Source organism: Texas Phoenix palm phytoplasma (genome assembly GCF_005774685.2).
Classification (GTDB): domain Bacteria; phylum Bacillota_I; class Bacilli_A; order Acholeplasmatales; family Acholeplasmataceae; genus Phytoplasma.
Genome location: NZ_VBRA02000009.1, coordinates 156478 through 171795, shown reverse-complemented (window position 1 = coordinate 171795; position 15318 = coordinate 156478). Strand labels below are relative to the sequence as shown.

Genomic DNA, 15318 nt, shown 5'->3' with positions numbered 1-15318 from the left:
TTAATAGAAATTTTATTAAGATCGAAAGGAATTTTATTAAAATTTATGGAAATGTATGAAGTTAATAAAATTTTAGAAAATCTTAAAAATATTTTAACTTCTTTAGAAGAAAAAATAAATTTAAAAGAAAAACAAAAAGAAATACAAAATTTAAATTTAATAATGGAAAATTCTTCTTTTTGGGAAAAAGAGAATAATTATGTTATAAACGTTACCCAAAAACTTCATAGAATAAAAGAAAAAATTAATATTTTTAATAATTTTAAAAAAAGTTTTAATGATTTATGTGTTTTATTTAAAATAACTGATGAAAATACAAAAGATTTTTTATTATTAATTAAAGAATTAGAAATTATTAAAAAAAAATTAAAAAAATTTGAAATTGATATTTTATTAAATCAACCTTATGACGAGAATGATGCTATTTTGATATTACATTCTGGAGCAGGAGGAACTGAATCTCAGGATTGGTGCCAAATGTTATTTAATATGTATCAAAAATATGCTCAAAAAAAAAAATTTAAAATTAAAATATTACATTTACAAGAAGGAGAAGAAGCTGGTTTAAAATCTGTTAGTTTTTCTTTAAAAGGTCTTCATGCTTATGGTTATTTAAAATCTGAAAAAGGAATACATAGATTAGTTAGAATTTCTCCTTTTGATTCGAATTCTAGAAGACATACTTCTTTTGCTTCTTGCGAGGTATTGCCAGAAATTAATGAAGAAATTCAAATAGAAATTAAAGACGAAGACATAAGAATTGATGTTTTTAGAAGTAGTGGCGCTGGAGGACAACACGTAAATACTACAGATTCTGCTGTGAGAATAACTCATTTTCCTAGCAATATAGTAGTAAATTGTCAAAACGAAAGAAGTCAAATAAAAAATAAAGAAAAAGCTTTGCAAATTTTAAAAATCAAATTGTTACAATTAGCCATTGAACAACAAAAAGAAAAAACACAAAGTTTTAAAAAGAATCAGAAAGATATTAGTTGGGGTCATCAGATAAGAAGTTATATTTTTAATCCTTATCAAATGGTTAAAGATCATCGTACAAATTATGAATCTAGTCAAATTAATTTAATTATGGACGGAGAAATAGATGATTTTATTCATTCTTTTTTAAGAAAAAAATAATTTATTATTGATTATTAAAAATTTTAAAAATATTCAGCTAAAACATAATAAATATAAAAAGGTTTTTTAATAATGCAAAATAAACAATTCAAAAACAGTAATTTATATAAATGGTCATATTTAATTTTTAATGATTTAATTTTAGTCATGATTATTTATTTTTTAACTTTTGGAACTCGATTAAATACCGGTGGTATTGATGGTTTATCTATATTAACAGTTCAATTTTTAGAATTTTTCTTTTTTAAGCATAAAATTTCAGATGTTATAATTACTAACTTTATGATTTTTTATAATATTGTATCTTTAATATTTGGATACAAAATGTTTGGTAAAGATTTTGTTTATAAAACTGTTGTTTTAGTTATTATATTAAATTTAGGAGTTTTAGGATTAGCTCGTTTTTTTGGAGATGAAGAACAAAATTTTTTATTGAAAACTATTTGTCAAGATAATATATATCTAAAATTAACATTAGCTTCTGTTGTAGGTGGATTTTTTATTGGTTTTGCTTTAAGTAATATTCGTCGTTTAGGATATACTACCGGAGGAATAGATATTTTTCAAAAAATCTTAAAAGATATTTGTGGTATTAATTTTATGATAGTAGTTTTTTTGACAGATGGAATAATTATTTTTTGTTCTATATTTTTCGAAAGCATAAAAAATTTTAATTTATATTATTTTTTAACTCAATCTTCAATAAGATTGTTTTTTTCTTTTTTATCTATTTTAATTATTGGTTTTATTATGGAAAAAACAACCCCTTTAAAAAATAATTGAATAAAAAGGATTTATATTTTTTAATATTTTTACTTTATGATTAAATTATTTTTATTATAAACCTGAAAGGACTTGAAAGGGAAAAAGAGAATGTATAGGAATGGTTTTTTAAAAATAGAATTATCGAATCCTGATTTGAAAGTAGGAAATCCTTATAAAAATGCTCAAAGTATTATTAAAGTTTTAAATAAAAGTGAGTCAAGTTTTGTTTTATTTTCTGAATTATGTTTAAGTGGTTATTCTTCAGGAGATTTATTTTTTGACACTACTTTTTTAGAAGAAAATTTAAAATCTTTAAATTATATAATTAATAATAATAATTTTAAAGGTGTTTATTTAATTGGTATGCCTTTCTTTTTAGAAGGATTAATATTAAATGTAGCAGTAGTTATCCAAGATAAAAAGATTTTAGGAATTGTTCCTAAACAAACAATACCTAATTACAAAGAATTTAATGAAAAAAGATGGTTTAGTTCTGGAAAAATAATAAAAAGTCAAATTATTGATTTTCTAGGGCAAAAAGTTCCTATTGGTGATATTTTATTTATTAATAAAAAATTTGATATTATTTTTGGCGTAGAAATATGTCAAGATTTATGGAATATTGAATCTCCTAGTGATTTATTAGTTTTAAATGGGGCTCATTTAATTTTCAATTTATCGGCTTCAACTGAACATATTGGTAAAGTAAATTTTCGTAAAATGGCTGTTTTAAATCATTCTAGAAAACAAGTAGGCGGATATTTTTATACTAGTAGCGGTATTACTGAATCTATTACAAATCATATTTTTTCCAGCCATAAAATAGCTGCTGTTTTAGGTAATTTAATTGGTGAAAAAAATTTATTCGATGAAGAAAAAAAATTAATTGTAGATGTTTTTGTTGATGTTATTAAATTCCAACGTAGAGTTGATACTACTTTTGCTGATCAAAAAATAGGTAAAGAATTTAATTTTTTAAAATCTTATTATGAATTAGAAGAAGTAAAAAATTATTATTTTGAAAAACCTTTCTTAACTAAACCTTTTGTAGAAACACCTGAATTAAAAGAAAATTTAAAATTATCTCATATTATTCAAGTTAAATCATTAAAAACTAAAATATCTAATATTAAAAATTCTAAAATTGTTTTGAAATTAACAGACAGAATAAATGAATTTTTAACTCTTATGGTTGTTGTTCAAAGTTTTGCAATGAATAAAGAATCTTTAGACAATATTATTGTTATAATAGAAAAAAAATATTTTGCAGAAGAAGAATTATTTTTTTTAATAAAAGAATTTGTGACAGAATTAGGCATTAAAACAATTATTAATGAAAATTTATTCTTAAATAAAGATAAAGAAATAAAATGTAAAAAAATAGTTTTAGAAAGTGATAATTTATCTGAAATAGCTTTAGGAAAAATTTCTCCTAAATATTGTAATTATGATTATTTATATAATGTTAATTTAGGTTTACCTAATACTTTAATGACAGAATTAATTATTTTTTATTTTGAAGAAAAAATTATACCTATTAATTCTAAATTAAAAGAAATTTATTTAAAAAAAATAAATGAATTTTTAACTTTAAAAATTTTAATAGAAGATTTTATTTTATTTCATAGATTGAATAATAATTTTAGTAAAGAAAAAATAGCATATTTAATTAATAAAACTTTTATGTTAACTTTTGAACAAAGTTTAGAATTAACTGAAAAATATATTAAAAAATTTTATAATTCTCATTATAAAAGACAACAAATGGCTCCCGGACCGAAAATTATAGAAAATAGTATTTCTTTCAGAACAGAATTACAATTACCAATTGATTTTGTAAATTAAATGAATATATATAAAAAAAATATATAAAACAAATTAATAAAAAAATATTGAAAAAAATTATTTTAAAGAGGGAAAATGAAAAAAAAAGTAATTATTGGAATGTCTGGGGGTGTAGATAGTAGTGTATCTGCTTTTTTATTAAAAAAACAAGGTTATGATGTAGAAGGGATTTTTATGCGTAACTGGGATAGTAGTTTAAATTATGATATTAAAGGAAATCCTTTTATTAATGAAAATATTTGCCCTCAAGAACAAGACTTTAAAGATGCTTCTATTGTGGCTCAACAATTAAAAATTAAACTTCACAAAGTGAATTTTACAGAAGAATATTGGAAAGAAGTTTTTTCTGATTTTTTATCACTTTTAAAAAAAAATTTAACTCCTAACCCTGATGTTTTATGTAATAATAAGATTAAATTTTCAACTTTTATTAAATATGCTTCAAAATTTAACCCTGATTATATAGCTATGGGTCATTATTCTAAAATTACTTATATAAAAAAAAGACCAGTTTTAACTAAATCTTTAGATCAGAACAAAGATCAAACTTATTTTTTATCTCAATTAAAACAACAACAATTAAAAAATATTATTTTTCCCTTAGGAGACATTACAAAAGATTCTGTAAGAAAAATTGCTTCAGAATTAAAATTGATTAATGCTAATAAAAAAGATTCTACAGGTATTTGCTTTATCGGGGAAAGAAAATTTTTTTCTTTTTTAAAAAATTATTTAAATACAGAAAAAGGACCTATTAAAGATGTTAATAATGTTTTTTTGAAAGAACATGAAGGCGTAATAAAATATACTATCGGCCAAAGAAAAGGATTAAATTTAAAAGTAACAAAAGAAAATCCTTCTCCTTGGTTTGTGGTAGGAAAAGATTTAAAAACTAATACTCTTTATGTTGATCAAAATATCGATAGTCCTTATTTATATAGTGATTCTGCTATAGTTGTAGATATGGTATGGAGAAGTTATGATATTTATAAAAATCATGGTAAAATGAATATGAAAGCAAAATTTCGTTATCGTCAACCAGAACAAGAAATAGAAATGATATGGTTAGACAAAAAAACTGTTAAAATTTATTATCCTCAAAAAATAAAATCCATTACTCCTGGACAAATTTGTGCTTTTTATAAAGATGAATTTTGTTTAGGCGCTGGAATGATTCAAGAAGTTTTTTTTGATAACAAGAAACTTTTATATGTTTAATTTTTTAAATTTTTTTATTTTTTTTTTAAAAACTATTATAAATCAATTATAAATTATAAAAAAATATAAAAAAATAAATAATTAATCAAAATATATATTTTAAATTGGAGTAAAAAAATTGTTATTTAATTTAATAAAAAAAAACAATAATGAGTTTGAAAATGAAGATTTATTGTATGATAAATTGTTCAAAAATATTAGTAGTTATATTAAAGATGAAAATATTTTATCAAAAATTAATAAATGTTTTTATTTAGCTAAAGAAAAACATAAAAATCAAAAAAGAATAACAGGAGAAAATTTTATTATTCATCCTATTTCTGTTGCTCAAATTTTAGCTGATTTAAAAAGTGAACCAAACACTTTAATGGCTAGCTTGTTACATGATGTTTTGGAAGATACAGATTTAACTTATAAAGAATTAAAAGAAATAGTTGGTCGAGACGTAGCCGATATAGTTTTAAAAACTACTAAATTATCTAAATTAGTTTTTAACCGAAAACAAAGACAAATAGAAAACCAACAAAACATGTTTTTGGCTATGGCTAAGGATATTAGAGTTATATTAGTCAAAATATGTGATAGATTACACAATATGAAAACTTTACAAAAAATAAGACCAGATAAACAAATACGTATTTCTCAAGAAACTTTAAGTATATATGTGCCTTTAACTCATCGTTTAGGTTTGTTTTCTATTAAATATCAATTAGAAGATTTAGCTTTTAGATATACTAACCCTAAAGAATATTATTATATTTCAAATTTGATTAAAATGAAAAAAAATGAAAGAGAAATTTCTATAAATAATATTATTAAGAATATAAAAAAATTATTTTATAAATCTAATATTAATAATTTTTCTATTGCAGGAAGAAGTAAAAATATATATAGTATTTTTAAAAAAATGAATCAAAGAAAATTAGATTTTACAGAAATTTTCGATCTATTAGCTGTCAGAATTATAGTTGATAAAGTAGAATTGTGTTACCATTGTTTAGGTATTATACATGCTCATTATTCTCCTTTGCCTTTAAGATTTAAAGATTATATAGCTATTCCTAAATCTAATTTATATCAATCCTTACATAACACTGTTTTATCTAAAGATGGTTTATTATTTGAAATACAAATAAGAACTAAAGAAATGGATGAAATTGCTGAAAATGGTATTGCTGCGCATTGGGGTTATAAAGAAAACAAAATTTATTCTAAAGAAACAAAACAATTAGAAATAGTCAATAAATTGAGATGGTATAAAGAATTGATTAAAATTACTGAAGAATCTGAAAATTATTTTAATAAAAATTCTGAAAATTTTGTAGATGCTATTAAGAATGATATTTTAAGTCAAAATGTTTATGTTTTTACACCTAAACAAGAAGTTTTAGAATTTCCTTCAGGTTCCACTCTAATTGATTTTGCCTTTAGAATACATTCTGATCTTGGATATAAAATTACTAATGGTTTTGTTAATGGTAAAATTGTACCTATAAATTACAAATTAAAAAATGGAGATTTAATTTCTGTAAAAACTAATTCTAATATTTTAAGAGTTAAAAAAGAATGGTTTGATATAGTAAAAACTAGTTATGCTAAAAAATTAATCAAAAGATTTTTAAATAAACAAAAACAAGAACAAATGTCTTTATCAGAAATAGGTAAAGAAATTTTTCATAAAAAGCTTCTTTTTTCAAAAATAGAATTTAAATTAGACAATAATTTTATTAATATCAATTTTAATAAAATAGGTATTAAAAATATAAATGATTTTTATGAAGCTATAGCTAATAAAAAAATTAACATTAATAATGTTATTGATAAAATAAAAAATTTAAAAAAAATAAAAAACAATAATTTTCTATTGCCTGATAAAATAAAAAATTTTAAAAAAAAAAATATTCAAAATCAAATAGATATTTTTATAGAAGATAGACGTAATATTAGAACAAAATTAGAATTAGCTAATTGTTGTTCCCCTGTAAGAGGAGAAGAAATTGTAGGATTCATTACTAAAGAAAAAGGAGTTAGAATTCATAAAAAAGAATGTCCAAATTTAAAAAAATTTGATAATGATAAAATAATTAATTCTTATTGGAATAACTATTCTCAATCAAAATATAGTTCTTGGATTTGTATTATTGCAAAATATGATTCTTTTTTAGTTAATGAAATTATTAAAAAATTAAATTTTTTAAGAATTGATGTTTTAAAAATAAAATGTTTTCAAAATTATGAAAGTTCAGAAATTATTATTCGTTTACAAGTTTCACTTTCTAATATAATAGAAATGAAGCAAATATTTTTTTCTTTATCAAAAATAAAAAATATTTATCAAATATACAGAGGAATAAATTAATTTATAATTAATGAAAATAATGCAAAAAATAAATAAAATAAAAGGAACTAAAGATTTAATATTCGAAGAATTAGAAAAATGGAAATTTGTTGAAAATAAAGCCAAAGAGATTTTCCATATATACAATTTACAAGAAATAAGGACTCCTATTTTAGAATATAATGAAGTTTTTTATCGTTCTAATCAATTTTCTGATATGGTTATGAAAGAAACTTTTAAATTTAAAGATAAAAAAGATAGAATAATAGTTTTGAGACCAGAAGGAACTGCTTCTATAGTAAGAAGTTATATCGAAAACAAATTAAATTATTTAGAAAAAACTTATAAATTTTTTTATATAGGTCCATTTTTTAGATATGAAAGACCTCAAAAAGGACGTTATCGACAATTTCATCAAATAGGAGTTGAAATTCTTAATTTTAAAAATTTTTTATCCGAAATAGAAATTATTTTAATTATTCAAGAAATTTTGCAAATGTTTAAACTTACAACAGCATTAATTAAAATTAATACTTTAGGAGATAAAATTACTCGTGATAATTTTTTAAATGTTTTTGCTCCATATATTGAAAAAAATAAACAATTTTTATGTGAATTATGTTTAATTAGAATAAACAAAAATATTTTAAGAATTTTTGATTGCAAAAAATGCTGTGAAAAAGAATTTTTTAAAAAATCACCTGTTATTTTAGATTTTTTATCAAAAGAATCTTTTTTAAAATTTGAAAAAATAACAAATATTTTAAAAAATAAAAAAATTAATTTTCAAATTGAACCTAAATTAGTTCGCGGATTAGATTATTATAATGATTTAGTTTTTGAAATTGTTATTCCTTCTTCTTATGGGAAAGACATTGTTTTAGGAGGAGGAGGTTCATATAACGAATTAATTTCTTTATTTGGAGGAAAAAATTCTAATAGTATAGGATTTGCTTTTGGTTTAGAAAGATTAATTGAAATTTTAGATGAAAATAATTTTTTTCAAAATTTAAATAAAAAAAATAATTTAGATGTTTTTTTATTAGTTTTAGAAGAACAATTTTTATCAAAATCTTTTGATTTTTTATATAAATTAAGACAAAACAAAATTATTTCTGAAATGAATTATAATAATTTTAATTTTGAAAAAAATTTAAAAAAAATTTTAAAAGAAAAACCTAAATATATTATTTTTATAGGTCAAAAGGAAATAAAAAATAATAAATTAACTATTAAAAAAGTCGATACTGAATTTGTATACATTTTAAACGAAAAAGAAACTATAGAATTTTTAATTAAGGAATTATCAAGTGAAAAATAAAAATAAATATATTATAAATAACGAAATAAATGAAATAACATTTCAAAAAATAGGACAAAAAGTTAATTTAAAAGGATGGATTTCTAGAAAAAGAAATTTAGGCAATAAAATTTTTTTAATTCTGAAAGATATTTCTGGCAACATTCAACTAGTTGTAGATAGTAAAAATGAACAATATAAATTAATTTCAGAAATAACAATTGAAAGTGTTGTACAAATAGAAGGAAAAGTATTAGAAAGAATAAATAAAAATAATAATTTAAAAAATGGAGATATAGAAATTTCTGTTTCTAAAATTAATATTTTGGCTTTAGCTGAAGCGCTTCCTTTAAATGTTTTAGATAAAACAGAAGCTGCTGAAGAATATAGGTTAAAATATCGTTATTTAGATTTAAGAAGAGAAGAAAAACAAAATTATTTAATCCAGAGACACAAAATAACTCAAAATATTAGAAATACACTTTTAAAAAATAATTTTTTAGAATTAGAAACTCCTATTTTGTCTAAATTAGTTCCTGAAGGAGCTAGAGAATTTTTAGTACCTTCTAGAATTCATGAACATAAATTTTTTGCTTTAGCTCAATCTCCGCAAATTTTTAAACAATTATATATGATATCTGGTTTTGAAAGATATTTTCAAATAGCTCGTTGCTTTAGAGATGAAGATTTGAGATCTGACAGACAACCAGAATTTACTCAGGTGGATATTGAAACTTCTTTTTTTAATAGAGAAAGAATTTTATCATTAATAGAAGAAATTATGTATAATCTTTTTAAAGAAATTTTAAAAATTAATTTAAAATTACCTTTTTTAAGGTTTAAATATGAAGATTGTATGAAATTTTATGGTAGTGATAAACCAGATTTAAGAATTAATTTATTAATTGAAGAATTTACTAATTTCTTTGAAAAAAAATTTTTAATTGAAAATAATTTAATTAAAAATAAAATACAAATTAAAGGAATTAGATTTAAAATTAATGCAAATGAAGAAAAACAATTAAGCAATAAAAAAATAAATTATTATAAAGAATTATTCAAAAATCATTGTAATTTAGAATTAAATGTTTTAACTAAAAAAAATAATATTATTAAAGGAAAATTTAGTGAATTCATTAAAAAAGATTTTTTTTCTCAAGATAATGAAGTTTGTTTTTTCGCAATTTTATTTCCAGAAAATAAAGAATCTTATAATAATTCTTTAAAAGCTTTAGGTTTTTTAAGAAATAAGTTAGGAAAAGAATTAAATTTTTTCAATAAAGATGAAGAATCTTTAATTTGGATAATTGATTTTCCTTTATTTGAATTTAATGATAAAGAAAAAAGATACTATTCTATGCATCATCCTTTTACATCTCCTTTAGAAGTTGAATCGATATGGAATGAAAAGCCAGAAAATATTAAAGCAAATTCTTATGATTTAGTTTGGAATGGATATGAAATAGGAGGAGGTTCTTTAAGAAATTATAATTCAGATGTTCAAAAATTAATTTTTAAAATATTAGGTTTTTCTGATGATGACATAGAAAAACGTTTTGGATTTTTTATTAAAGCTCTTAAGTATGGAACTCCCCCGCATGGTGGTTTTGCTTTAGGTTTAGATCGATTAGTAATGCTTTTGACGAAAACTAATAATATTAAAGATGTAATTGCTTTTCCGAAAACTCAAAGTGGGCAAGATTTGATGTTAGAAACTCCTAGTTTTATAGAAGAAGATAAATTATCAGATTTAAAAATTAAATTATTAAAAAAATGAAAAAAGGAATATTGTGTTTAAAAAAAAATTATCTGTTTTTTTAAATAAAAATAATTTTTATATTATTTCTGTAAGTGGTGGAATTGATTCTATGACTTTATTACATTTTTTATGTAAAAAAAAATATAAATTGGTTGTAGTTCATTTTAATCATTTATTAAGGAAAGAATCTTTTAAAGATAAGTTAATAATTAAAAAATATTGTGATGAAAATAATATACCTTTTTATTATTTTGAATTAAAATTTTCTTCTAAAAATATTCAAAATGAATCTAGATTATTAAGAAAAAAAAAATTAAAAGAAATTGCTTCTTTATATAAAACTAATTATATATTAACAGCTCATCATTTAGATGATTTATCTGAAACTATTCTTTTTAAACTAGCTCGTGGTAGTTCTTTATTAGGATATGCTGGAATGAAAAATATTTCTAAAGATGATGAATTTTATTTTTTAAAACCATTTTTGTATTTTTCTAAACAAAAAATTATTCATTATGCTTTGAAAAATAAAGTATCTTTTTTAGAAGATAAAACTAATAATTCGAATAAATACACTAGAAATAAAATAAGAAATCAAATTATCCCTTTTTTTAAATCTATTAATGATAATTTTTTAAAAAATATTAAACATTTTCATTTGCAAATGTCTGATGCTTATGATTACATAAGAGAAAAAACCAATATTTTTTTAATAAAAAATAAAAAAAATAATGGATTTTGTTTAAAATATTTTTTAAAATTACAAGATATCATTCAACAAGATATTATTTTATTTTTGTTTGAAGAAAATAAAATTAATAAAAATTTTTTTTTAATAAAAAACATTATTAAAGGATTAAAAAATTTTTATAAACCTAATATTAAATGGGAATTGAATGAAAAATGGGAATTTATTAAAACTTATGAATATTTTGAATTAAAAAAAAAACAAATAAAAAATATATTTTTGCAAAAAAATAATAAAAAAAATTTATTATATTCTTGTACAAATAAAAAATTATTATTGTTTTGCGATAAAATAATAAAAATAAATTTTGATTTAAAAAATGTTTTAAAACCTTTTATTTTAAGAAAAAGAAATCCAGGAGATATTTTGCAATTTTCTTACGGAAAAAAAAAACTAAGTAAATTTTTAATTGAGAAAAAAGTTATTTCTTTTGAAAGAGAAAAATTATTTTGCATAGTAGATAGCAATAATGTTATTTTATGGATTCCTGAACTTTATATTAATTCTACTTTAGGAAAAGAAAATTTTATTTATTTAGGTTTAAAATTTTTATAAATATTAAAGATATTAAAGAAATTATATTTAATAATAATAGATAATTATTTTTGTTTTTATTTATATAAAGTTGACAGGAGTTTTTTCGATTATGGATTTATCTTTTTTTTGGATTCAAATTAGAACTTTTACTTCTTTTTTTATAGGTTTATTTTGTGGTTTTTTATTATTTTCACTTACGTATTTATTTTTCATTATTAAGAATTTTAATAAAAATTTTCATCAATTAAAAGTTAAAAACAATAAGTTAACAAACGAACAAATGAATGAATTGATCTTAAAAGCACAAAAAAAATTTAAAAAAGATATTAAAAAAGATAAAAATGATTATATATTTTCTTTATGGCGTAATATTCATGAATTAACTTATAAAATATCTTCTAGTTTTTTTCCCGATTCAGATTTTCCTTATTTAGAATTAACTATAGATGAAAGTTTAGTCTTAATAAAATATCTTCATCATCGTATTGAAGAATTATTTCAAAAAAGAATCATATTTGTTTTTAAAAAAATGACTTTAAGAAGAATTTTTACTTTAAAAAAACAACTAGTAGATAAAAAATACATAGCCAATTTTCAAAAAACTAATAAATGTATTAATTTAGTTTCTAATACTCTAAATTTTTTTAATCCTTTTCATTGGACAAAAAAGATATTTTTCAATACTTTTTATGAAACTATAATTTCTAAAATAGGATGTTCTATTATTGTTATTATAGGAGAAGAAGTTTATAAAATTTATAGCAAAACATTATTTAAAGCAGATCAAAATTTAAATAAAATTTTAGCCACTTTAGAACAAGAAATTTCAAAACAAAAAGAAAAAAAAGATAAAAATATAAATAAAGATTTTAACAAAGATATTAATAAAGATATTAATAAAGATATTAATAAAATGATATAATTTTTTGTATGAATACAAAAAATAATATTAATTGGTTTCCTGGCCATATGAAAAAAACCTTAGAAGAAATAAAAAATAATTTAAAATTGGTAGATATGGTTCTAATTATTTTAGATGCTCGTATACCGTTTTCGAGTATGAATTTTGAACTTTTAAAATGTTTAAATAATAAACCTGTTTTAGTTTTATTAAATAAAATGTCTTTAGCAGATTCTTCTAAAATTAATATTTTTATTGATTTTTTTAAAAAAGAAAACCTTTTTACTTTAAAAATTGATGCTAAAGAAAGAAATAACATTAATTTGATTATTCCTAAAATTAAACAAATAATCAAAAATTACCCTTTTAAAAAAAAGAGAACCAATAATTTATTAAAAATAATGATAACAGGTGTTCCTAATGTAGGAAAATCAACTTTAATAAATTGTTTAACTAAAAAAAAATCTACTCAAACAGCTGATAAACCTGGAATTACTAAAAAATTACAATGGATTAATTTAAAAGATAAAATAAAATTATTAGATACTCCAGGAGTATTGTATTATAAAAATTTAAATTTAGAAAATAGTTATTCTTTATGTATTTGCGGTTGCATTAAAGATAAAATCATTCCAAAAGAATTTTTATTAAATTATTTTTTTCCTTATTTAAAAAAATATTATTATGAAAATTTAAAAAATTGTTTTAAATTATCTAATGAAGAATTAAATGAAGAAGATTTATTATCATTAATTATGAAAAAAAATTATAATTATCAAAATAACATATCAAATAAAAATCAATTGTTTTCTGTTATTATAAAAAAAATAAAAAGTGGAAAATTAAAAAAAGTCAATTTTGACTTAAATATTTGCAAAAAAATGATAAAATAATACTAGTTTTTGAACTAATAAAAAATGATTTTATTTTTTCAATATTAAAAAAGGTATGTTTTTTATGCAAAAAAAAGTTATTATTTTAGAATCTCCTGCTAAAGCTAAAACTATTAGCAGTTATTTTGATGACAAAATTTTGGTTTTGTGTTCAAAAGGCCATATTAGAAATTTATCTCTAAAAGGGAAAGAACGTTTAGGCATTTATGTTAATGATAATTTTAAGCCAGACTATGAAATTATTCCTGAAAGAGAAAGTTTAGTAAAAGAATTAATTCAAAAAACAAAGGGGAAAAAAGTTTTTTTAGCAACTGATCCAGACAGAGAAGGAGAAGCAATAGCTTGGCATTTGTCTGAAATATTAAAATTAAAAAAAAATGAAAAAAATAGAATTTTTTTTAATGAAATAACTAAAAAAGTAGTTTTAAATGCTTTTGAAAATCCTTGCTTGATTAGAAATTTATTAGTAGAATCTCAAGAAACAAGAAGAATTATAGACAGGATTATTGGTTTTAAATTATCACGCTTAGTTAGAAAAATTAGAGCTCAATCAGCAGGAAGAGTACAATCTGTTGTTTTAAAATTAATAATTGAAAAAGAAGAAAAGAGAAGAAAATTTATTCCTGAAGAATATTTTTTAATTAAAATTATTTTTTCGGATTTTCAAGCGAATTTAATAACAACACCAAAAGACAAGAAAATTAAAAAAGAAGAAGCAGAATTTATTATTGACAAAATTAAAAATAAATCTTTTTTATTAAAAAAAATTAATAATAAAAAAGTTCTTAATAAACCTCCTAAGCCTTATATAACTTCTCTTTTGCAACAAGATTCTTTTAAAATTCTTAATATGAATTCTAAAAAAACTATGATGATTGCTCAAAAACTTTATGAAGGTGTTATAATTGACGGCAAATTAACAGGTTTAATTACGTATATGAGAACAGATTCTTACAGAATATCCCCTTCTTTTGTGGAAGAAATTAATTATTTTATCAAAAAAAAATATGGACAAAAATATTTAGGAACTTATAAAGAATATAAAAATAAAAATAGTCAAGATGCTCATGAAGCAATTAGACCTACTGATATTAATAAGGAACCAGAATCTCTTAAAAATTATTTAAACAAAAATGAATTAAATGTATATAAAATAATTTATCAAAGAACTTTAGCTAGTTTTATGACTGAATCCGTTATCAATAGAACTGAATTTATTTTTCAAAATGATAATTATCTTTTTTCTGCAGAAGGAAATGAATTATTATTTGAAGGTTTTTATAAAGCATTAGAATATTCTTATCCGGAAAATATTTTGCCATCTTTAAAAATTAATGAATTTTACTCAGCAAAAGATATTCAAAAAATTCAAAAAATAACTAATCCACCTTCTAGATATAATGAAGCTTCTTTAATTAAACAATTAGAAAAATTAAAAATTGGTCGTCCTTCTACGTATGTTAATATAATTGAAATTTTAAAAAAAAGGTTTTATGTAATTTTAGTAGAAAAAAAATTTGTACCAACTAAAATGGGATTTTTAACATATCAATTATTAGAAAAATTTTTTTCTTCTATTGTTAACGTCGAATATACAGCAAAAATCGAAGAAAAGTTAGATTTTATTGCAAACGGTCAACTTAATAAAGTAGATTTTTTAAAAAATTTTTATCATGAATTTAAAGATCTTTATGATACAGCTTCTAAAGAAATACAACCTATTAAACCTATATTAACTGACAAAAAATGTGATTTATGTGGTTCTTTTTTAGTAAAAAGAAGAGGACGATACTCTGTTTTTTTAGGTTGTAGTACATTTCCTAAATGTAAAAAAGTTCTTCCTTGCAAAGAAGAAGAAGATTTAATTTAAAAAAAAT

The 15318-nt window shown here is 20.1% G+C and carries 11 protein-coding genes; all 11 read left to right on the top strand.

Going from position 1 to position 15318, the window contains the following annotated elements; genetic code table 11:
• Nucleotides 1–45 precede the first annotated feature (45 nt).
• Nucleotides 46–1137 carry a peptide chain release factor 2 gene (gene prfB, locus FEF22_RS01915; RefSeq protein WP_138108096.1) on the top strand — a complete coding sequence of 364 codons (1092 nt, stop codon included), beginning with the start codon at nt 46–48 and terminating at the stop codon, nt 1135–1137.
• 72 nt (nt 1138–1209) lie between these two features.
• A complete protein-coding gene (locus tag FEF22_RS01910) occupies nt 1210–1920 on the top strand; it encodes a YitT family protein (protein ID WP_138108095.1) in 711 nt (236 codons plus the stop codon).
• A gap of 90 nt (nt 1921–2010) precedes the next feature.
• The gene (locus tag FEF22_RS01905) at nt 2011–3747 is read left to right on the top strand and encodes a nitrilase-related carbon-nitrogen hydrolase (RefSeq protein WP_138108094.1); all 1737 of its coding nucleotides are present in this window, start codon (nt 2011–2013) and stop codon (nt 3745–3747) included.
• 75 nt (nt 3748–3822) lie between these two features.
• The gene (mnmA, locus tag FEF22_RS01900; protein ID WP_138108093.1) at nt 3823–4965 is read left to right on the top strand and encodes a tRNA 2-thiouridine(34) synthase MnmA; all 1143 of its coding nucleotides are present in this window, start codon (nt 3823–3825) and stop codon (nt 4963–4965) included.
• A 118-nt stretch (nt 4966–5083) separates the two neighbouring features.
• Nucleotides 5084–7324, top strand: coding sequence for a RelA/SpoT family protein (locus tag FEF22_RS01895; RefSeq protein WP_138108092.1), 2241 nt, complete (start codon nt 5084–5086; stop codon nt 7322–7324).
• Between the two features lie 19 nt (nt 7325–7343).
• Nucleotides 7344–8624, top strand: coding sequence for a histidine--tRNA ligase (hisS, locus tag FEF22_RS01890; protein WP_210352281.1), 1281 nt, complete (start codon nt 7344–7346; stop codon nt 8622–8624).
• On the top strand, nt 8614–10380 hold the full coding sequence (aspS, locus tag FEF22_RS01885) for an aspartate--tRNA ligase (RefSeq protein ID WP_138108090.1): 1767 nt from the start codon (nt 8614–8616) through the stop codon (nt 10378–10380). The genes hisS and aspS overlap by 11 nt, the downstream gene beginning before the upstream one ends.
• Before the next feature lie 13 nt (nt 10381–10393).
• Nucleotides 10394–11665 carry a tRNA lysidine(34) synthetase TilS gene (tilS, locus tag FEF22_RS02255; RefSeq protein ID WP_308699406.1) on the top strand — a complete coding sequence of 424 codons (1272 nt, stop codon included), beginning with the start codon at nt 10394–10396 and terminating at the stop codon, nt 11663–11665.
• Between the two features lie 91 nt (nt 11666–11756).
• Nucleotides 11757–12569: a hypothetical protein gene (locus FEF22_RS01875; protein WP_210352280.1), complete on the top strand. Its 813-nt coding sequence runs from the start codon at nt 11757–11759 to the stop codon at nt 12567–12569.
• Between the two features lie 8 nt (nt 12570–12577).
• Nucleotides 12578–13441, top strand: a complete 864-nt coding sequence (gene ylqF, locus FEF22_RS01870; RefSeq protein ID WP_138108088.1) for a ribosome biogenesis GTPase YlqF — start codon at nt 12578–12580, stop codon at nt 13439–13441.
• Between the two features lie 64 nt (nt 13442–13505).
• The gene (gene topA / locus FEF22_RS01865) at nt 13506–15311 is read left to right on the top strand and encodes a type I DNA topoisomerase (RefSeq protein WP_138108087.1); all 1806 of its coding nucleotides are present in this window, start codon (nt 13506–13508) and stop codon (nt 15309–15311) included.
• The last annotated feature ends 7 nt before the right edge of the window (nt 15312–15318 follow it).